The following is a 19512-nucleotide window of genomic DNA, read 5'->3' as shown; positions in this document are numbered from 1 at the left end:
ATTTGAAGTACCTTGTTGAGCCTGAGACTTTAAATTCCACATCTAATTAATTGAGCATCATAGCAAAATAAAAATTAATCTTTTATCCTGAGTCTTCCTTTCAAAATTTACTCTTTTAAAAGAAGGCTAAATAGTTAGTAGGTGGATAAATCTAAATAAATGCAAAATTCTGTCTAGGTATAGTAGGCTTTTTAGGACAATCTATTTTTACCTAATTGGATTGTCTTATGTACTAGCAAAAGGGCTATTTTCTCCTCATTTTTTTCGTTTGGCAACAACTACAATGCGTTCACTATTTATTGAAGGATCTAGTGGAGAAGTGGTGCTGAAATCTTGAAATAATTTTTCACGACACCATCCAGTTTCAGCTAGAAGGGCGTCAATACGCTCAACATCATAGCCATCAAGATGAAATGGAATTTCGTAGATCCTATTCTCTTCAAAAACGTACTTCCATAAACAGGAAATTAAGTTTAGGGTTGAATCCCATTTATATTGTTCGACCAATGAAAAATTACCTATATTTGTCTCTCTTTCAAACGAACCAGAAATCTTGAATTTATTTGCATTAAATGTGTCTATAATAAGTTTGCCGCCGGGTTCTACTAACTCAGCACATTGTGATAGGATTGCTGCCTCTACACTTGGTTCAAAATAACCAAGTGATGTGTATGCCCTGACTATCATATTGAAAGTTCCAGATGGAAAGAGGTTTCGGATTTGTCTCATGTCGTGGCAAACAGTTAATACATTTGGAAGAGTTCGAGCAATACCATTGGCTTCCTCAATGAGTTTTGGTGAGAAATCTATCCCAACAACTAATGTAGAAATTTCCGACAGGATAGGAAACAGCCGACCTGAACCACACCCTAAGTCTAAAATTGCTAGCCGATTATTTGTAGAAGGACTCAAGCTTTGTAAGAAATATTTGATATCGCTTGGTAGTTTCTTCGACTTTAGTATTTCCAGAAAACAATCGGCTAAGTCAATAAACATTTCGTCCTGCCAAGTCATGGTTTACTCCTTGGGATAGGGGTACTACTCTGTAACCCAGTTCCTGTAATTGGTATCAAACCAGCGTTCTTGGCCTCTCGCAGCCAAAGTTTATCAAGCTCGATAGCTATGCTGTCAGGAAGTGTTCCCTCCCGTGGGTATTGCCCCGAATGCCCAGGAAATACCAAAGGATCTTTACACATTACAACGGGAATGGTGAGATGATCCCCATCCCACGATTGAAGAGTTGCTAAGCCAACGTGAATAGATCGGAAATATTCACCAGCTTGAGGATATAAATGAATTACTGGCGGTTCATATCCTCCAGCAGGGAGTTGAACAAAAATAAGCCTTGTTCCTATCAAAAATCCTTCAATGTTATAAGTGTGCGTTTTGCCTTGCGAGTCAGGAACCGCTAAGGTAGCTACAATCTTGCCTGGGACGGACAATCGTGCAAAGTCGAATTGGCGATATCGCCAAACAAACTTATTGTTTATTTTTGTCATTAGGTAATGATGCCAAACCTTACGGTACTCATCGAGATTCTGCTCGGGGGCAGAGAGTGTTTTTTCGAGTGAAAATTCAAGCATTTCTCTAATTCGTTGAAGAATGCTTGCATCAGAGACACTGCCAAAAGTAATACCGAAGCAGGTACCCAGCGCACCTCCACCTATAGCAACAAAAAGTTCAGAAAGAAAACCCTGGGAAGATTTTAATGACAAACCAGCAGTGATGAGCAAGACACTAGCCAGTGTTGCTGCTACGAGGAAAGCAGTTGATTGCCGTTGAAGAAGCCGATAAGTACTATTCCCTCTTTTTGACATTGATTCTTGTTGGTTTGTTGTATATTGTGCTACGAAAATACAAATTTGCTTATTAATTCTCTATATTTATAGCTGTAGCTATTTGGATTAAGACGGGGGCAGGGGTTTCACCCTTGGCGGGGGGCACAGCATCCAGCTTCCCTTTGCTACCAATTTCATAAGCCATCTGGCAACAGCCATGCTACGTATATACCTATTTATGAGAGAATTAATTGAAGGCATACGTATATCTTCATCAAAACACGTAGGTTTTTCGTAAAATCAACTCCATGAAAATGGCTCTATCCCTCCTTTGTCACTCTCGGAAAATAAAATTTACATTAAAACGTTGAAAAGCTTATCTAGCAGGTGTATTCGCTGTCACGCAGCATCTCAATTGAACAAAGCGATTAGGGATAAGGGGTGACCGCGAATTGACTTCTTCCATAAGGGTTCCGTTGCTTTTGTTTAATTTTCCTCTGCCTAGAGTGACAATGGAGGGCTGTAGAGGTTTCAGGCAGTCACTTGGCGATAAATGTTTGAAATGTTCACCATTACTTGCTTTGAGTGTCAGAGGTGGTCAAAACTCTGAAATTCTTTCTGCTAGAGTACCCTGACCGCTTTCTGAACCCTACGTCCCCAAAACCGCTATAAAACCCATTTGGTATCTTTTCTAGAAAGATAAGGCGGACAGCCAATCCGTCTCACAGGACTCAATTAGCTACAAAACGGTAAATCAAAGAGCAACGACAGCAAAAAATGTCAAACCCATATAGAAATAAGCTTACGGTTATAGGAAAAAATGTCAAATGGGTTCTATAGAGTCCTACGCATTATTAATACAAATGCCTCATTTTTGAAATCAAATTTACCAATAATCTTCAGTATTAAGCAAAAAAGCTGCCATAGCCAATTCAGCTACAGCAGAAATTCATTCAGAATAAGTCCCAGGGATAAAGTGAATTACTCGTCGTCATCCAGTTCATCATCATCGAAATCAAAGTCCTCATCGTCTAGCTCCGCATCCGATTCCTCCAGATCATCCAGAAAATCTTCATCCTCTTCAATCGGTTTGATCTTTCGAGGAGATTTAGTAGAAGGTTTGGTATTCAAGGTTTTGGTAGTTGCACCATTCTTCTGAGGCGGCAATACTTCTACTTCAACCGCTTCTACCTCACCTGGCAAGGCAGGCAGAGATTGAGGTTCTGTGAATCCTGCGATCGCATCATGCTGCTGCCAGATTAGCGCCTTTGCCGTAGGAGTGCCCAAATAGAGGAGAGGCAAGGTTTCGATCGTCGGTTTGGTATATGCCACCGTCTTACAGCAGTCGTGTTTGTTCTTGCCCTCCCCTTCCTTGACGGCTTTAAACTCCACCTCCAACACTCCCAAACTCCGCCATCGATCGTTCTTGCCGCTGAAAGGCACATTGAAGTAGTCAGCAAATGTTTTTTCCAGGGCACGGTAGAACTCCTCACGGGCTGACTTAAAGCTCCAGAGCGCGACATTTTTGAACCGCACTACGATCGGCATCGTATGCAGGGGTTGATTATACTCATCCAGAAACAACAGCGCATGTTCTGAGCAAACATCCATCGATTTCTTGTCCAGGCTATTGCGGTACTCATCGTAGAGTCCGACCACAGTGCCGCCCAGGTCTTCCACATCCGACTTGTAGCGAATGTATTCGGGCACAAATGCCAGCACGAGCAACCGGGCTTCCGTAATCAAAAGACCCGTCACATCTTCAGTGAAAGTAACCGTCGTGAGGTCATCTTCATCCGGCATGGCAAGCCAGTCCGCCTTTTCCAACTGATCGTTCGGAATCAGAATCCCGGCTGGCTTGTCATTAACCACAATGCCGTAGGGCAACTGCGGTCGGCGCACCTGATTGTAGCCATCGCTGAGTAGATCTGTGTCAACCTCAAAGTCTTCTGGCTCCGTCCTGTCGGTTCGAGCCGCACGAGAGTTGGTTGCCGCAGTTGATTTTGGTGATTTGGGAGTAGCCGTCTTAGCACCCGTTCTGGCAGTGCTGGTAGAGCTATTTCTAGAGTTCGTTGGTTTAACCATTGCAGTGCAGCCAAATGAATTATCCCAATGCGGAGGCGTTAGCCTGAGACGCTATCTGAAACAGAATTTGGGTATTGAGCCTTTGGAGATCGCGAACTGACAAGTCAGCGCAAGCTATCGCATCGCCTCATCCCTAAAAAAATGTCCAGGTAGCTGATCCGCTCACCGACCTGCAATCGTTAGAATTTATGCCAGAATCTAAGCCTTTTGCTATGCCTCTCCCCTTGCCGACCCATTGGAACTCCTTTTCTGGCAGTAAAAGCCCTACATCTACTGCTTTGATGCAGGTGCCGTCCTATTCCCAACCACTGGCAGCGATCGACTTTGGCAAAATGTTTCAGCAATACAACAATCCCCAGGGCTGGATGATGCTGGGTGGGTTGGTGGTCGTATTATTGCTGCTCCGCATCAGTGGATCGAGTAAGGGCAAAATTACTACGGGCAAACTGTGTGGCACAGCGGAGAAACTCGCTGCAACCAGCCTGTCACTTAAACAGATTCGGGAACGCAAACACAACAAAGTAACGCTCTGGTCTGGCACACCTCGTTATTGGGCAAAAGGAGCATGGCGCGGGGTGATAACAACAATACAAACCACATTGGGAGCATCCCCAACGGTTTGGTTTCCCAGTTCTGAACGAGGTACATTGGTCATTGGCGCTCCTGGTTCTGGAAAAACTTATTCCACAATCGATCGAATGCTGGAAAGTGCTATGCAACAGGGCTTTCCCATTCTGCTCTACGACAAAAAGGGTGATCAGATGCGCCTCCATGCACCCCTGGCAGCGCGTTATGGGTATCAGGTCAGAGTCTTTGCACCAGGAGAAGCTTTCAGTGGCGTGATTAACCCATTGGATTATATGCGGGATGCGCGAGATGGCGTGATGGCAGGGGAGATTGGTAAAGTCATCAATCGTAACGCCAGAGAGGGGGATGGCGGGCGGAGCGATGAGTTCTTCACCAAGGCAGGAGATTCGCTGGCAAAGGCGTTGTTACAACTGGTCAAAGGTTCCCGCTATCCCGATATGGCAATGCTCTACGCCGTGTTGCGCCTGCCTAACTTGGTGCATCGAATTGATTATGCGGTGCAATCCAAACAGTTGGATGAGTGGGTCGCTACCTCTTTTGTGCAATTTCTCAGTGCGAAGGATGCTGAAAAAACAATCTCTGGTATCCTAACGACTGCCGCAGGCACCTTCTCATCGTTCATTCAAGCAGACCTGCTCCGCGCTTTTATTGGCAAATCCACGATTCCAACTCGCTTGGAAGGACGAGAGCTTGTAGTATTCAAGCTGGATGATGAGCGTCGCAGTGTGGTAGGTCCGCTACTGGCTGCTGCGATTCACCTAATGATTGTGGGCAATCTCAGCACACCCCGCAAAGACCCGCTGATTATCTCTCTAGACGAGTTGCCCTCGATCAAGCTCGATCGCCTGCCCCAATGGATTAACGAATACCGTTCCAATGGAGCCTGCTTCATCCTGGGCATTCAAAGTTTGGATCAACTCTATGACATTTATGGAGACAAAATGGGTGCCGCGATCGCCTCTGCCTGTAGCACCCATGTCCTGTTCAATCCCGGCAATCATAAAACGGCTGAGGACTACTCAAAACGGTACGGTGAAAAAGAAGTGCTGATCAAAAATCGAACGACCGGGCGATCGCTCGGTGGACAAATGAGCCGCTCCATTAGCTGGAGTGAAAATCTGCAAAAAATGCCGGTGATCAGCGCCGATGAGATTCTCAAATTTCCTCAAGGCAAATGCGTGATCACCAGCCCAGGCTACAGTTCAGGCGGACAGGCATCCATTCCCTATCCGCTGATTATTCCTGTTTCTAAGGCGGATGAGAAACGAGCAAAGGAGAGTGAGAGTTTATGGGAATCACAAGTGAGAGCCGCTTTGGAAAGTCAAGTGATTCTGCCAAACGTAGATGCATTAACCCAAGCTTTATATGAACGGATTGAAGAAGCAGAGCGTATGCTGCCACTTCCCGATGAAGGAGAAGCATCAGCATCGTCATCAAAAAGTGGTGTTGAAACTGATGCACTCGATCATTTCCCTAAACGAACTTTTACAGCACCGGAGTTTTAGGTTCGAGAACACTGCTATTATTGCCAAATCCGTCTGTGGACTTATTATCCAGAGAGCTAGGTACTATAATTAGATTCACCTGTACTACCTAATTCATGCTGTAAGGCGCGTAAACTCTGCATGACTTCGTTTATATCATCTCGTGACAACGATGCCTCTAATACGATTCGGGGGTACGTTTACCAAGTTGACTTAACTATTTTACGTTGGCTAAATTTACAGACAGACGAACGCTTAGAGCTTGAATGTGGTGAAGATATTGACTTTATATCGCGTTGTTTGCCAACCGGAGACGAACAACGCTTATTAGAACAAGTAAAAAATTATACTAGTTCTATTTCTTTGTGGAGTTCTGTTAGTGCAATTGCCAACTTTGTTGAGCACCGTCAGAGTAATTCTTGCGGAAATCTGCGATTTTTGTTTACAACAACAGCTTCAGTAAAAATTGAGCGTCCTTCTCCACCTATTCTTAAGCGACAAAAGGGAATAAATATATGGGAGAAAATTCGATTGGGGAATTTAGAAGTGATTTCCCAGGAAGATGCTTTGATAGGGATTCGCAATATTCTTAGTAGAGATACTAAGCCAAAGAAATTAGCTGATACAACATGGCTGATATTTAGGGATTTTGTTCAAAATTCAAGTGATGCTGATCTACTAAGTCTCATTCATGCTTTTGAGTGGAGCACAAAGGCTATACCTGCTGAAATTTTAACCGAAAGAATTCCTGCTTTACTCATAGAACGTTGCCACGCTACAGATCAAAATCACTCAAAGGAACTTTATCAACGGCTTTTTCTTTATGCTTTTAAGCGACTATCTCAATCAGGCTTGAAGCAACTTACACTACCAGAACTTACGGAGCAACTTCAACAACCAACACTTAGCGATAGTGATCACGAACTACTGAGTAGGGTAGTCTCTAGATTATGTTCGCTTGAAGAAAGAGTTTCTTTCGTTGAAACACGAGTGTATTCGCTAGAAGAGAATCTCCAACGTTTTCCTAACGAAATTGCTACCCAAGTCAACGCTCAAATTCAGCGTCAGCTTCGAGATCAAGGCATTGACATTTCAATTGATCACACTACTTTACCAGATTTAGGAATTCCTCTTGCCGTTGAACAGTTAAGCAATCGTTCTGAGAGCGTAATCAGTTTGATATCTGCTTTCAATCGTCATACCTGGATAGCGATAGATGGAATCAGTGGTTCAGGTAAAACTCAGTTAGCTATCTTAGTTGTTCAGACTATCGGGAAGTGCTCAGCTTGGATAAGATTAAGGGATTTGTCTCCTGAACAAGCTAGTCAAAGGTTAGATGTAGCCTTCAGAGCGATAAAGCCTTCACTTAAACAAAACAACAGTAGATTTGATTGGTATTGTAGTCTTTGTAATAGCTTAGAAAATAATGCAATATTAGTTTTAGATGATTTACCAGAGTTGTCAGGTAATGATGAATTGTCAGAATGTTTAGTACAACTAAGTAGGGCATGTAAGAAGTATGGAATAAGGCTCTTCTCAACAAGCCCCTATCTACTCCCTTTTGGGCTTAGAGAACGTCTGAACGAGCAGATTCTTTATGCAACTAGCACTCCACCTTTCAGCGATAGTGAAGCAGGTGGAGTTTTACAGGCATACGGAGCATCAATCTCTGTCATTAATGCATATTCTAAGTTCATCAATAACGTAGCTCAAAAACATCCACAAATAATTGCTGCGATCGCGCGGTATCTACAGCAGCATGATTGGCAAGTCACTGAGAGTTTAGAAGATAAACTACTGAGAGGTGAATATCACACAACGTTAATCCCCCAGACTATAAAGAGGATATTGGATTCCACTGAAGATGAAGATTCTCGAGAATTGCTATATCGTCTCTGTTTACCCATCGGTAACTTTTCAGCCCTTGAAGTTCAAACAGTTGCATCTATTACACCACCCTTAGCACGCCCAAGAGAGCATCTGCAAAACCTCATTGGTCTTTGGGTACAGCATGACATTAATGAACGTTTTCTTGTTTCTCCACTTGTCAAACCATTGGGAGAAAGAAGTTTACTGCTCGCAACAAAAAAGTCTTGTCATCAGGCATTAGGTGACCTGATTATATCCAAACGTCGGCTCACTCCATCAGATACTTTGCGAGTAATTCTTCATTTTCTAGGTGCAGAAGTTTTTAACAAAGCTGGTCTTATCCTTGTTTCCGCACTGCAAAAACTCAGTTCAATAGATCAGTTGGCGGATGAAGGCTTCTTGTTATCACTGTGGTCTAGTTCATCATTGCCTGAGCAGATGGATTTAGGGACTTGCATTCTTATACGTGGGTTTCAAATTGCTACTCGATACAAATATGGGAAACCTATTGGTTATCTTGTTGAAGAGTTAGACACACTTGTTGAACAAGCAGGTGAAGATAATGCATTAGAGATTCTTGGAGCTGTAATGGCTACCAATCTAGTTTTTAGTAAAGACAACCCGCAAAAAGCTAATCATTATCTCCGAACTGCTCTTCATTTTCTACCTCATGCTTACATACCTAACAGTAGTAGATTAGCTTTTCCTGATTCATCATTCTTAGGGTTCACTATTTGGACAAACAGTCGAAGTATTACTAATGCTGAACAACTTCAAGATTGGGTAGCTACTGTCGAATGCCTTACCTTTGAGCAACGGGATTTTGCTTTCTCCCATGAGGTAGCTGAACTAGGTTGCTTGTTGGTCTCAGAAACCGTTTGGAAACATGAAGCTGAAAAGCTAGAAGATGAACAAAATTGGTCAAACATTCTACAAATCTATCAAGACTTGACAGGTAGAATAAGACAGCTTGAATTAGAGCTACTATGGGCATGTTTTGTTCTAGCTCAAATTATTATTGTTGGAGAATTTTGTCATAATCTTCGTGAGTCTGTTCAATTAGCCCAGCAAGCACTTAATCAGGTATCAGACGATCCTCGTGTTAACTTTCTTCTTACACAGAGAATTGGTCAGCAGTACCTGAATTTGAATCATAACAATGAAGCATTGACCTGGCTGAGCCGAGCATTAGGGGCAGAAACGAATGCTTATCCATATGCACGAATGAAGTCGCTCTTGAACATGAGTCACGTGGTCGGTAGGGAAGATACTCAACTAGCAGTTCAATTTGCTCAGCAAGCTTCTGATCTTGCTCGGAATACGAAATCCATTGATGAAATTGAGCGAGTACAAGCTCTATGTGAGCTTTCAATTGCTAAATGGTTAGCAACTAATATTTTTGATGCTTTTGAAACTTGGGTAGAGGCAGGTGAGCAGCTATTATCCTGTAGATCAGACAGTGACTTTTGGAAAGAGATGTTTCTCAGATACGGTCATGTATCGGGTTACTTTACTATGCTTGCCCATACAGGTAGTCCCCCAAGTGTTGGGCTACAGAGTGGTGAAAGATATGCTGCACCACAGCGCGGAATGTTTCTAATCAGAAATTCAGCCTTGCTGGAGTACTATCGCAGAGATCGTGAGTGCGCTGTGTTAAGCCAGTTATCGACATTTGCTGCTGCGGTTGGGAATGATGAGCAAGCTGTTACTTGGGCACTAAGAGGAATTGATGATGCTAGAGAGTTCAACCAGTTTGGTATTGTATCAGTTCTAAGCCTAGAAACCATCCCTCACTTGGTATTAAACGGCTATTATGCTGAAACATTCGATATTGCTATTGAGGCAGGCGCTTTCTTTACCGCAAGTATTCAACTGATTCAAACAGGATTAGCGCCTAATGGATTTGAAATTTTTAACCTAAATCCCGAAGAAATTTTAGGCAGTAGATCTAGTAGTTCGTGGGGCAAAGCTGATGAATATGCAGCTTTAACTGGCTGTATACCAACAGTGTTTCATATATGTACTCTTGCTTTACAAGATGCTGAACTTGCAGAGCAGAAAGCGGTGGAGGTAACAGCTATTTGCCGTCAGATTAGTGAGACTGTTACAGACCGACAGCTTTGGTTAACAGCCGCTGTGCTAATTGAGCAAGCTTATTCTCATGCATCCTCACATGATGGTGTTATGAACTACAGTAAATCCCTAGACTCGAATGCTGCTGTTTTAAAGACAATTGGCTATTTGATCGCAACGCTTCAAAAGGATACACCGGTACAAAGAGCTATAAGAGTTCACTTTGCAATTGCACCCTTCGTCTACTCTCAGCCCGCACCCATGACGCCTGCTTATCGCCGTGTAATTCTTCCTTTCTTTGTCAATTACTGGAGAACTCAATTTGAGCGATCGCCTTTATTATTTGGCTCGCACCAAATGATTAGCCAAGTTTTTACTCAATTAGACAGCATTCCAGAATCTAAGCTATTGCAGTTTTTGCTTGTAGCAGTCTCCCGTAGTTTAGAAATTCCTATAGCACCTGATTCAGCACAATGGGTTATAGAATCGGCTCCTGAATTAACGCAGATTCTAGTAGGTCTGTAAGAGAGGATATTCAGGAAACGTATAGCCTTGGAACTAATTACTCTTACCTTTCTCAAGCAGAATCAATCATCAACGGTTCTGTCTGCGATCTAAACTACGAATCTGCAATTCTTGCCACCAGGTTGTACTACGTTCTGTCAATCCTTCTAATCGATAAAGCCATTGATAGGACTGTTCTTCCGTTTGTACACACCACATCCCAACAACTGTTCCAACTTCCTTGGTTGTTCTGACTTTAACAATTTGGAAGAATGAGAACTCTGGCATTGGCACAGTTGGATGCAAGACTGGAATTGCGCGCGTAGGAGCGTTTAATTGAGGCGATCGCGTTGTCATGAGTAAACACCTCGCATTATCTTAAATGCAGAAATGGATGTGAAATAGCGCTGATTCGTTGCTACAGAGACACTTCTGGAATTGCATCTAAGTTCAACAGCAACGAATAATCAGTGTTCGTGTGGATTTCAGGCACTGGAAGCTTGGTAGGCTGAGTCAGAAGCTGCATTAACCATTGTTGCGTTTGATCCCACTGCAATCGGAGTTTTTGAGCTGGTAGAGATGGATGAAGTGCCAGAACAATCAGGGATAACTTCTCTGGAGGAATGGCGTAATGCACAGCCATCACCCAAAGTTTTACAGCATCTTGCCAGGTTGGTTTTGCAGAGCGAATCACCCATTCATAAAGTCTGGGCATCCCTCGTCGAAGACCATAGTTAACCTGAACTTGAATGAAAATTGGAGCGTCCCCAGTCCTCAGAGGAGCAACCTTTGGTACATCAAGCCAGAGTTTTTTCCTACCCTGGAAAAGCTCTGGAACCAGTTCTTGGACTTCAGCGACCCATCGAGCCATCAATGGGTGGGCGTTCAAAAGAGGTTGCACTGGCAGTCCCAGAAATAGCTGTTTCATCAACAACTGGAAATTGGTTGGATCGGCTGAACCAAATGCAAATTCTGATTCATGAGTGCGTAACCCCAAAAGAGGCTGTTGACGCTGATGAACCTGATGCAGATCAGCCAGAGTAAAAAGTGCCATAGGTAAGAAGGGATAACTATCCTACCTATGCGGCGGTTGTCGCCGCTACAGTCTCTATCTAGGCAGTAGAGGCTCGGTTTGTTGGGCAGCCAGACTGGCTTCTAACAGCGTTTCCCAGGTGCGATCATCCAGTTGTCCCATCGCTTGAATACAAATTGAAAATTGCTGCCACTTCTCTTGAGCATGTTGGAACTGAGGATCAAACCCAGTTACATGGCAGAAAGTGTCAAATCCGTTATCCCAGTAGAAGGTGCCAAGTGCTTTTCTGAGTTGATGAAATTGAGTAGGTTCCATAAGTGTTGCTGAAAAGGAATCAGATCTGCCCGCTTTACCCCGTTAGGGGAGAAAAAAGTACTGCCTGAATTCAGACAGCATTAACTGGCTCGAAATTTGAACCACAACGTTGTGGTTCGGGAAGTTGTCGGTTTTGTGGGAGATCGTTGTAATCCAGTTTCAGGTTGCGGTTGGTTTTGATTGAAATCATCAGCGACACAACAGTAAATCGCTGTCTAATTGCCCGTTGGTTGCAGCAAGCCCGTTGAGAGCATTGCCATTGAAGATGCCTTTACCAAAGATCATGTCAACTTCTGCCGCTCGAAAGGGTGGGGCAATCTTGTTCTTCGCCACTTTGACTTTGGCTCGAATGCCGTATTCCTCACCACCTCGCTTCAATGTCTGAATCCGGCGAGTATCTAACCGCATTGAAGCGTAGTATTTGAGTGCATGACCGCCTGTGGTTGTTTCAGGATTACCGTAAACCACACCAATCTTAAAACGCAGTTGATTCAGAAAAATCACGGTGCATTGATTATGCAGGCAATTCATTAAGCGCCGGAGGGCTTTGCTCATCAACCAGGCAATGGAAGTTGTTGGAAAATCGCCCATATCTGCTTGAAGTTCTGCCTCTGTAACCAATGCAGCCACGGAATCCACCACAATCAGATCAACACTCTTAGAACGCACCAGTTGTTCAACTATTTCCATTGCCATCTCACCGCTATCAGGTTGACTGACCAGCATTTGATCGATATCGACTCCGATCGCAGTTGTATAAAGTGGATCGAGGGCGTGTTCCATATCGACAAAAGCAGCCATACCTCCAAGCTTTTGCATTTCGGCGATCGCCTGTAATGCCAGTGTGGTTTTACCGCTACTCTCTGGTCCATAAATTTCGATAATGCGTCCTCTCGGATAGCCTCCTCCTAATGCCAGATCCAGTTCAGTTGAGCCACTGGAGAAGGTTTTCACGTTCATATGACTGGCATCCCCCAGGCGCATGATGGAGCCATTGCCAAATTCTCGGTTGATCGTTGATAGGGTGTGCTCTAGATCCGATTTTTTGCTTACCAGTTTGTTAGCCATCGTTCTCAAAAATGAACAACCGACCTCCATTTCTGAAGATCGGCGGGTGTGCAGCGATAGCTGACGGTTGCTCAGTTGATCAGGAGCTAATGTGCTGTCTCAGTCTGTGCGGTGGGTAAAGCGTTTCTCTCAACCAGAGGCTCTGCCAACGCATCCAACAACACTAACCCCAGTTGCTTCAGCAAAGCCGTGTTGCCATCGGGACAACCATGTTGAATCAAGCACTTGGCGCAACCCGCATCACAATCACAGCCACGGGCGATCGCCGCAGCAGTACTCGCAAGTTCAGCCATATATTTGAATACAGCTTCAGAAGCCCCATTTCCACCGTCGCTGGTATCGTAGAAATAACCCGCATAGTGGTTACGATCGCCAGCTTCCTTAACTACCGAAAAGTTCACTTCTCTAGGGTCAACTCTGGCAAACAGTTGCAGCGATCGCAGGATTTGATGCCCGAAGCTGTGCATGGCGATCAGGCTACTGGGATGCTCCCATAATTGCTGATAGCCAGGTGGAATTGGCTGCCCACTGCGACTCAAGCTGGTTCTTGCTTCTCTAGCAAAGGTTTGGAGATAGTCTTGTGCAGTGGAGTCGATCGCCACTTTGACAATGGGGGCTGAAAATTGAGTGCGGTAGGGCTGCTCAAAACTTTCCTCAGACAGGGTTTTGATCAGCAGTGCCTTGCGGGTTGGCTTGATGCAAAGTGGACAGCGGCGCTCGTCTGGTAACGGCTCTTTGTAGTTCAAGCACCGTCGGTTCAGACAAGTCTGTTCATACAGCTGTGTCATCAAGCTGTAACCGCTAGTGATATGGCTGACTTGCCCATAGCTGAGTTCAAGCGTTAAAACGGCAGGTAAATCAGCACCCCCCTCCGCACTGGGAAATTTTAACGGTAAGGCGACCGGATTGGTTAAAGCCTTCAGGCTGCTGGTTTCCAATTGAGTAAAAGCTACCGTGAACAGGGGACTATCCGGTACTTGTTTCAAAATTGCCTGCTTACTGGTCAAGTCGAGCGAGATGCACTGATAGGTCAACATTTGCCCGTCGCCATCTTGCCGTTTGTAGATGGCATGGGGATGTACTTCCCGATGGGCAATGTCCTCCGACACTTCCTCCAGTGCTTCGCCCGACTCAGCATCCATCAGTTTGACGGTCGTTTGAGACACACCTCCCCGAAAGTTGACATCTTTATGCGGGTAGCCCCGCGCCCATAGCCCATTACGCCCTTTGTTGAGGTGTCCTTGAGCCATTAAAAGCTTTGCAACCTCGATCGCAGCACTCCCAAAGTAATGCTTGATTTTGCTGGTGGGAATGCCCGTTTCTGCTGCGGCACAGAGAAGATGTTTAGCCGCAAAGATAGGGTATTCATCATTAAAGAAAACGTCCTCCGCTTCACCAGAGATCAAAAGTTCTGGATGCTCTGTGATGTAGCGATCGATCGGATTAAGAGCATTGGGAATCAGCACTGTCATTCCCGGTTTGACACGTCCGGCTCGACCGCTGCGCTGCTGATATGCCATTTTGGAGCCGGGCCAGCCGCGTAGAACACAGCACTCCAGCTCAGGTAGGTCAATGCCAGCTTCTAAAGCTTCCGTCGCAATAATCCATTTAATGGTGCCGGACTGGAGTTGTTGAACCACTTCAGCCCGACGCTCTGGACTGATGCCGCCATAGAAAGCAGCCACCTGGTTTGACTTCAGCAGTCCCGTTAAATCCCTGACACTCCGGCGCGAGTTGCAAAAGGCAATCCCGGACTTTCCCTGAGCTAGCAAGAACTGAATAATACGGGCTGTATCCGAAGTCAGGTTGAAGCTGGGTTGAGTCACAACCACCTGGCGATGGGGTACCGCAGCTCCACTCCTATGAATCCAAATGAGAGGTTTTGGATCACGCTTAGTTGGCTTCAGTCCCGCCAGCTTCTGGGCAAGCTGTTTTGGGTTGCCACAAGTTGCACTCAGAAAGATGAATTGCACCTCTCTGGAGCGACCGCCATAGTGATCCACTGCTAGCCGAATGCGACGGATCAGCCAAGCCATATTGGCTCCATAGCTGCCTGAGAGCGTATGTGCCTCGTCAATCAACACATAACGCAATTGCTGATAGAAGGTTGACCAACGCTCCGATTTCCAGGCTTGCTTGAGTTGAAAGTGAATCAGTTCTGGCGTGACCCCCAGAATGTGGGGATCGGACGCGAGAATTTGCTCTCGTTCCTCAGTCTTGACATCCCCTGTCATCATCGCCAATACAGGACGGACGGTAACAGGCATCGCTGAGAGCAACTCCGAGATTTTATGAAACTGATCCAGCGCTAGTGCACGGAGTCCATAAAATGCCAATGCCCGGCACCCTTCATTCATGCAACCTTCTAAAATGCCGGGGTAGGTACTGAGCGTTTTGCCGCTGGCAGTGGGAGAGGTGAGAATCAGACTTTTGCCTGCACGAATAGCTTGCAAAGCTTTGAGTTGATGGGAGTATAACTGGTGAATCCCCTGAGCATGAAGGGCTTCAACCAACTCAGGTGGTAAATCCACAGGAATATCTCTCAAATCTGGCTCCTGTGCAGAAATGGTTTGCTGCCAGAACAAGTCTTCTCCCAAAAATTCAATGATATCGGTGGGTTCAGAGGGGCAGTCGCTCGTTGAATCAGGATTTTCTGCAATAGAAGTCGTTGGTGGTGTCCAAAAGCTTTGGAGCAGAGCACCGTAGTTCGGTGTAGTTGTCATGGTCGTTGGCTTCGCTCACTGCCCCAAAATATCCCCCATAGGGGAAGGCAGATGCCTGCACAGTTACAGGCATTCGATCGCCTCAAACGGCTGCCCCCAAAAGTCACTTGGAATGAATGGGCTGGAACAACCGCGCGATCGCCAGCAGAGATGGCATGATGGCGTTTGCCTGGACAGCACCTTGCTTAATCAACATTTCCAAATCCACCAATTTGGTTACCGCCTGAATCAATGTTCTGAGGGGCATGGTTGCGACCTCTTGCCGCAAATAGTAAAGCCGATTGGGATTCCCCACGTTGCACAGTTGAGCAATTTCAGTGTTGTTCTGGATACCACTCGCAAGCGCACTTTTAACCCATAGCCAGGTTCTAAACTGGGTCAGTAGAGTCGCAACCATCACCAGCATTGGTTCAGAGCGAGCCAGCAACTCATCGATCAGACGCACCACTGTTTCACTTTCCCCGTTGCGAACTGCCTCCGCCAGTTGTAGATTGCTCTGAGTCTGGCAAGGAATCAGGCTTTGTACTTCAGCAAGACCGATGGGCTGACCATTCGTATAGATTGCTAGTTTGCGGAGTTCTGAAGCAGCACGGGTCATGTCATTGCCGATCGCCTCTGCCAGATATGCAACAACATCTTTAGGCAGTCGTAGTTTCATCTGCTTTGCTTGAGTGGCGATTGCCTCTGCGATCAGGTCTGTACGCCAGGGTGGAATTAATGAAAGCTCGAAACACTGACCGTACTTGATCAAATGCTTGTAGATTTTCAGGCGCTTGTCCACATTCGTTGCCAGAAAGACAAGCGTTGTAGAATCTGGCATTTGAGCAAGGTACCGCAAACTTTCTAACTGGGTATCACCCCACTGCTTCAGATTGCAGTCTTCTACGACCACAAGCCGTTTACCACCACTGAGCGAGGGTGTTCGTGCTGCACTCATTGCCTGTTCCAAAGCACTGGATGGGAAGCGATGATAGCAAAGCTCTAACCACTGCGAGTCAAGTTCTGCTTTGTATTGCTCTAGTTTTTGTCGGATGGCAAACTGATCATCTCCAGTCAACAGAATAATCATACTGATCTCCCATTTTTGCTGGCTGTGAGCGTTCTGATCAATACAGTCATCGGCTTCGGGCTATGAGTAACTCGCTGAAGCATTCGAGCGATCGCCTGCTGATTCGCCTCAAACTTTGCAAAGGATGCAGGGGCAACTTCCAGAATTGCCTTCGTTCCTTGTAGCTTGGTCAAGCGCGCCTGGGCCAACAACTTTTGAGTTCCTGGTTTACCCGAGGCTACAACTTTTTGCCAGAGAGCTGCTAAATCAGTAGGCTTGTGAGCTGTGGTCGCCGAGGATGACTCAGAGATTGCTTTACGGCTGTGCCCATTTTTGCCTACTGCCTGCTTCACATCTGGAGAGCTAAAGGGAATCGATCTCAACATCGGCATCAAGTTCAGCAGACACGTCTCTAGCCAGACAGCCGCATTGGTTGTGTTGCGAAGATAGCTCTCTGCTTTCTGTAATTGAGCCAGAGATTGATTGCTTGCATCAAAATCCCAATGAGCGGCAATCGCCTTCAATTGGCTGTAATTGACAGGGCTGGTAAGTAGGTCAATTGCCTGGGGAGCCGCTTTGAGAATGAGCAAATCTCGGTAGGTTTGGAGTAAGCTGCTGAGGATCAGTTTAGGCGTTTTGCCAGAATCAACCAGTGTTCGGGCTGATTGAAGAAGTTGAAAGGTATCGTTCGTGGCGATCGCCTCCAGTACTGTCAGTAAGTCTGTCGTCGTAACACCACCTGTCATTTCAATCACGTGATTCGCGGTCACTGCTTCACCGAGCAAGCTAACCTGACCCAAAAGCTGAAGGGCATCCCGTAAGCCTCCTTCTGCAAACCGGGCGATCGCCATTAAAGCGTCAGCACTGACAGCGATCGCTTCTGCTTCCGCAACGTCCTGAAGGTGCTGCGCGATCGTCTGGATCGACAGCGCCCGAAAGTGAAACACCTGACAGCGGCTCACAATCGTCGGCAAGACCTTATGCACTTCTGTCGTACAGAGAATAAAGACCACATGGGGTGGTGGCTCCTCAATGCACTTCAGCAAAGCATTTTGGGACTGAGCGGTTAACATATGGCTTTCATCAAGCAGGAAAACTCGGTAACGTCCGATAACTGGAGCAAAGCTGCTGCGCTCAATCAAGGCACGGGCATCATCCACCCCATTGTTAGAAGCTGCATCAATCTCACTCACATCCAAGCTATTGCTGGTTTCAATTGAGCGGCAAGATTGACAGGTGCCACAAGGTTCATCAGTAGGTCCATCAAAGCTTAAACAGTTGAGAGATTTAGCAAAGATACGTGCAGTAGAGGTTTTACCAGTTCCTCTGGAACCTGTGAAGAGGTATGCTGGGGCAACATACATTCGGTCGATGGCGTTGGTTAAAGCGGTTTGGACGTAGGGTTGTCCAACCAGTTCTGCTAGGGTTTTCGGGCGATATTTTTGATGTAAGGCAATGGTTGGCATGGTGACATAGGTTTAATCATCATGGCGATCGCCCCTAATCAGGGGCAGCTTGCTCCAGCAGAGATAGTTTAAATGGTCAACACCCTAAAAGCCTTATGATGAGAGCCGTTGTTGAACTCCGCTTGCTCCGTTGAATCGCACCATTCAGCTGCTTCAAGTTCAAGACCAGAAGGTCATCGATGCCATCCTGACCGAGGTGACTGACAAGCACCTTGAGGATGCCAGAACTCTTTGGGAGCCAATTTTGGCAGGAAGCGGTCAAGACGATGAGTATTGGCACTGGGTAGGCAAGAGCCGTAGATCGAAGTTGCTCCCAGGTGATGAGTTGTACGCGATCGAATGCGAAGGGATCACCCAAGGGCTGATGATGCTTGATGTCTTAAAAAAACGCTGTCTGATTGAATCTCAGTTACGACGACGGTTAGTCTACATCAGTGCTTTGGCAACCGCCCCTTGGAACCGACCGGTCATCACAAACCCTCCGACCTACAAAGGCGTTGGGGGTAATCTGGTGGATTTTGCAGTCGCCCACAGCCATGAACTGGGTTATCAAGGCAGAATCGGGTTACATGCCCTGCCGGGTGCGCTAGGATTCTATAGAAAGCTGCGCCTTGGACTGCTCGATTGCGGTTCTGATCCTGAAGAACCCGATCACCTCGTTTACTTCGAGACTCTACGGACGGATGACCCATGACCCAATCGATTCCTGCCAAGCCGAAAGCCGCACCCAATGAAGGGACTCGCCATCAGCGCCTGATGGAGTTGATTGAAGCAGAGGACGCTGCCAATGGCGAAGTGGGTTGTGGACAAAATTTGGGAAACAGAATTTCAGGCTATTTCAGCACCCATGAAATTGCGCTTGAAGACGAAAAACTGAAGCGTTTCTTGCAAGAGCATTTAGGACACATTTTGAGGGAGCCGGATTTTGATGCCATCGCCACTCAGATTCAACGCCAGCTTGAGTCTTTGCTCATTCCGGCTGCGAGTCAGTCCTTGGGTTCTGAGCCTCCGCCAGCTTCAACAAACGTCACAGCACATATTCCAACAGAAGCGCTCAAAGAACTATTTCAGTCACAGCTTGACGAGTTTTGTTCCGAAACTGCATTAGAACAACTGATTCAGTTTAGCCATCAGATCATCCACAAAGCCATCCTTCGACCCCGGCATACCTGGTCTAGTCCGATTTGGGTGCTGAGAGGCGAAGCGCAGATCTACATTGCTCAGGCAGCAGGGATTGAGGAGGCGATCGCCAAAGTCAAGACTCAGCATCCCCAGGAAACTGGAAAACTGGAAGTAGTCACAGTCGGAGGTATTCTGGCACCCGATCAGGTGATTTCTCTGGATACAAATCTGTTGTAACGTTCTCATCTTGAGAGAAGTTCCCAGGATGAGCATAACGTTGCTATTCAGCGGCTACCAGGGACCTTCGCTTCCACAGCAACAAACCCTAATACTCCGCTGCAACAGCGTTGTTGTAC

The 19512-nt window shown here is 46.0% G+C and carries 12 protein-coding genes and 1 pseudogene; 4 read left to right on the top strand and 9 right to left on the bottom strand.

Annotated elements, in window-relative coordinates; genetic code table 11:
- Positions 1-255: 255 nt before the first annotated feature.
- The 3 genes from IQ268_RS12250 to IQ268_RS12240 all read right to left on the bottom strand — a co-directional run bounded on the left by IQ268_RS12250 (position 256) and on the right by IQ268_RS12240 (position 3863).
- The gene (locus IQ268_RS12250) at positions 256-1014 is read right to left on the bottom strand and encodes a class I SAM-dependent methyltransferase (protein ID WP_193878923.1); all 759 of its coding nucleotides are present in this window, start codon (positions 1012-1014) and stop codon (positions 256-258) included.
- A complete protein-coding gene (locus IQ268_RS12245) occupies positions 1011-1733 on the bottom strand; it encodes a hypothetical protein (RefSeq protein ID WP_193878921.1) in 723 nt (240 codons plus the stop codon). The genes IQ268_RS12250 and IQ268_RS12245 overlap by 4 nt, the downstream gene beginning before the upstream one ends.
- Positions 1734-2759: 1026 nt before the next feature.
- On the bottom strand, positions 2760-3863 hold the full coding sequence (locus IQ268_RS12240) for a DUF5895 domain-containing protein (protein ID WP_193878919.1): 1104 nt from the start codon (positions 3861-3863) through the stop codon (positions 2760-2762).
- Positions 3864-4144: 281 nt separating this feature from the next.
- Between IQ268_RS12240 and IQ268_RS12235 the strand changes: the two genes are divergently transcribed.
- A complete protein-coding gene (locus IQ268_RS12235; RefSeq protein ID WP_193879048.1) occupies positions 4145-5956 on the top strand; it encodes a type IV secretion system DNA-binding domain-containing protein in 1812 nt (603 codons plus the stop codon).
- A gap of 120 nt (positions 5957-6076) precedes the next feature.
- Positions 6077-10402 carry a hypothetical protein gene (locus IQ268_RS12230; RefSeq protein ID WP_193878917.1) on the top strand — a complete coding sequence of 1442 codons (4326 nt, stop codon included), beginning with the start codon at positions 6077-6079 and terminating at the stop codon, positions 10400-10402.
- A gap of 397 nt (positions 10403-10799) precedes the next feature.
- Here IQ268_RS12230 and IQ268_RS12225 read toward each other — a convergent pair whose 3' ends face one another.
- The 6 genes and pseudogenes from IQ268_RS12225 to dnaX form a co-directional block, all read right to left on the bottom strand.
- Positions 10800-11435 carry a hypothetical protein gene (locus IQ268_RS12225; protein ID WP_193878915.1) on the bottom strand — a complete coding sequence of 212 codons (636 nt, stop codon included), beginning with the start codon at positions 11433-11435 and terminating at the stop codon, positions 10800-10802.
- 54 nt (positions 11436-11489) lie between these two features.
- Entirely contained in the window at positions 11490-11729 is a 240-nt protein-coding gene (locus tag IQ268_RS12220) for a hypothetical protein (RefSeq protein ID WP_193878913.1), read from the bottom strand.
- 222 nt (positions 11730-11951) lie between these two features.
- A pseudogene (gene recA, locus IQ268_RS12215) lies at positions 11952-12797 on the bottom strand (recombinase RecA); the annotation flags it as partial.
- Between the two features lie 86 nt (positions 12798-12883).
- Positions 12884-15520 (bottom strand): DEAD/DEAH box helicase, encoded by a 2637-nt coding sequence (locus tag IQ268_RS12210; RefSeq protein WP_193878909.1) that lies wholly within the window; start codon positions 15518-15520, stop codon positions 12884-12886.
- Positions 15521-15623: 103 nt separating this feature from the next.
- The gene (holA, locus tag IQ268_RS12205; RefSeq protein WP_193878907.1) at positions 15624-16589 is read right to left on the bottom strand and encodes a DNA polymerase III subunit delta; all 966 of its coding nucleotides are present in this window, start codon (positions 16587-16589) and stop codon (positions 15624-15626) included.
- On the bottom strand, positions 16586-18034 hold the full coding sequence (dnaX, locus tag IQ268_RS12200) for a DNA polymerase III subunit gamma/tau (RefSeq protein WP_193878906.1): 1449 nt from the start codon (positions 18032-18034) through the stop codon (positions 16586-16588). Before dnaX ends, holA begins: the two co-directional genes overlap by 4 nt.
- Before the next feature lie 130 nt (positions 18035-18164).
- Between dnaX and IQ268_RS12195 the strand changes: the two genes are divergently transcribed.
- Both IQ268_RS12195 and IQ268_RS12190 read left to right on the top strand, forming a co-directional pair.
- Complete coding sequence (locus tag IQ268_RS12195) at positions 18165-18728, top strand: GNAT family N-acetyltransferase (protein ID WP_193878905.1); 564 nt, start codon at positions 18165-18167, stop codon at positions 18726-18728.
- Complete coding sequence (locus IQ268_RS12190) at positions 18725-19393, top strand: hypothetical protein (protein WP_193878904.1); 669 nt, start codon at positions 18725-18727, stop codon at positions 19391-19393. The genes IQ268_RS12195 and IQ268_RS12190 overlap by 4 nt, the downstream gene beginning before the upstream one ends.
- The last annotated feature ends 119 nt before the right edge of the window (positions 19394-19512 follow it).

The sequence above is a fragment of the Oculatella sp. LEGE 06141 genome (assembly GCF_015207605.1).
GTDB lineage: Bacteria > Cyanobacteriota > Cyanobacteriia > Elainellales > Elainellaceae > Oculatella.
Note: the sequence above shows the minus strand (reverse complement) of the source record. Positions and strands in the feature narration are given on the sequence as shown.

What these genes read in the sequence shown, in the direction of transcription:
- IQ268_RS12250 (WP_193878923.1), bottom strand. Translation starts at nt 1,014, where the DNA reads ATGACTTGGCAGGACGAAATGTTTATTGACTTAGCCGATTGTTTTCTG.
- IQ268_RS12240 (WP_193878919.1), bottom strand. Translation starts at nt 3,863, where the DNA reads ATGGTTAAACCAACGAACTCTAGAAATAGCTCTACCAGCACTGCCAGA.
- IQ268_RS12235 (WP_193879048.1), top strand. Translation starts at nt 4,145, where the DNA reads ATGCAGGTGCCGTCCTATTCCCAACCACTGGCAGCGATCGACTTTGGC.
- IQ268_RS12230 (WP_193878917.1), top strand. Translation starts at nt 6,077, where the DNA reads ATGACTTCGTTTATATCATCTCGTGACAACGATGCCTCTAATACGATT.
- IQ268_RS12225 (WP_193878915.1), bottom strand. Translation starts at nt 11,435, where the DNA reads ATGGCACTTTTTACTCTGGCTGATCTGCATCAGGTTCATCAGCGTCAA.
- IQ268_RS12220 (WP_193878913.1), bottom strand. Translation starts at nt 11,729, where the DNA reads ATGGAACCTACTCAATTTCATCAACTCAGAAAAGCACTTGGCACCTTC.
- IQ268_RS12210 (WP_193878909.1), bottom strand. Translation starts at nt 15,520, where the DNA reads ATGACAACTACACCGAACTACGGTGCTCTGCTCCAAAGCTTTTGGACA.
- holA (WP_193878907.1), bottom strand. Translation starts at nt 16,589, where the DNA reads ATGATTATTCTGTTGACTGGAGATGATCAGTTTGCCATCCGACAAAAA.
- dnaX (WP_193878906.1), bottom strand. Translation starts at nt 18,034, where the DNA reads ATGCCAACCATTGCCTTACATCAAAAATATCGCCCGAAAACCCTAGCA.
- IQ268_RS12190 (WP_193878904.1), top strand. Translation starts at nt 18,725, where the DNA reads ATGACCCAATCGATTCCTGCCAAGCCGAAAGCCGCACCCAATGAAGGG.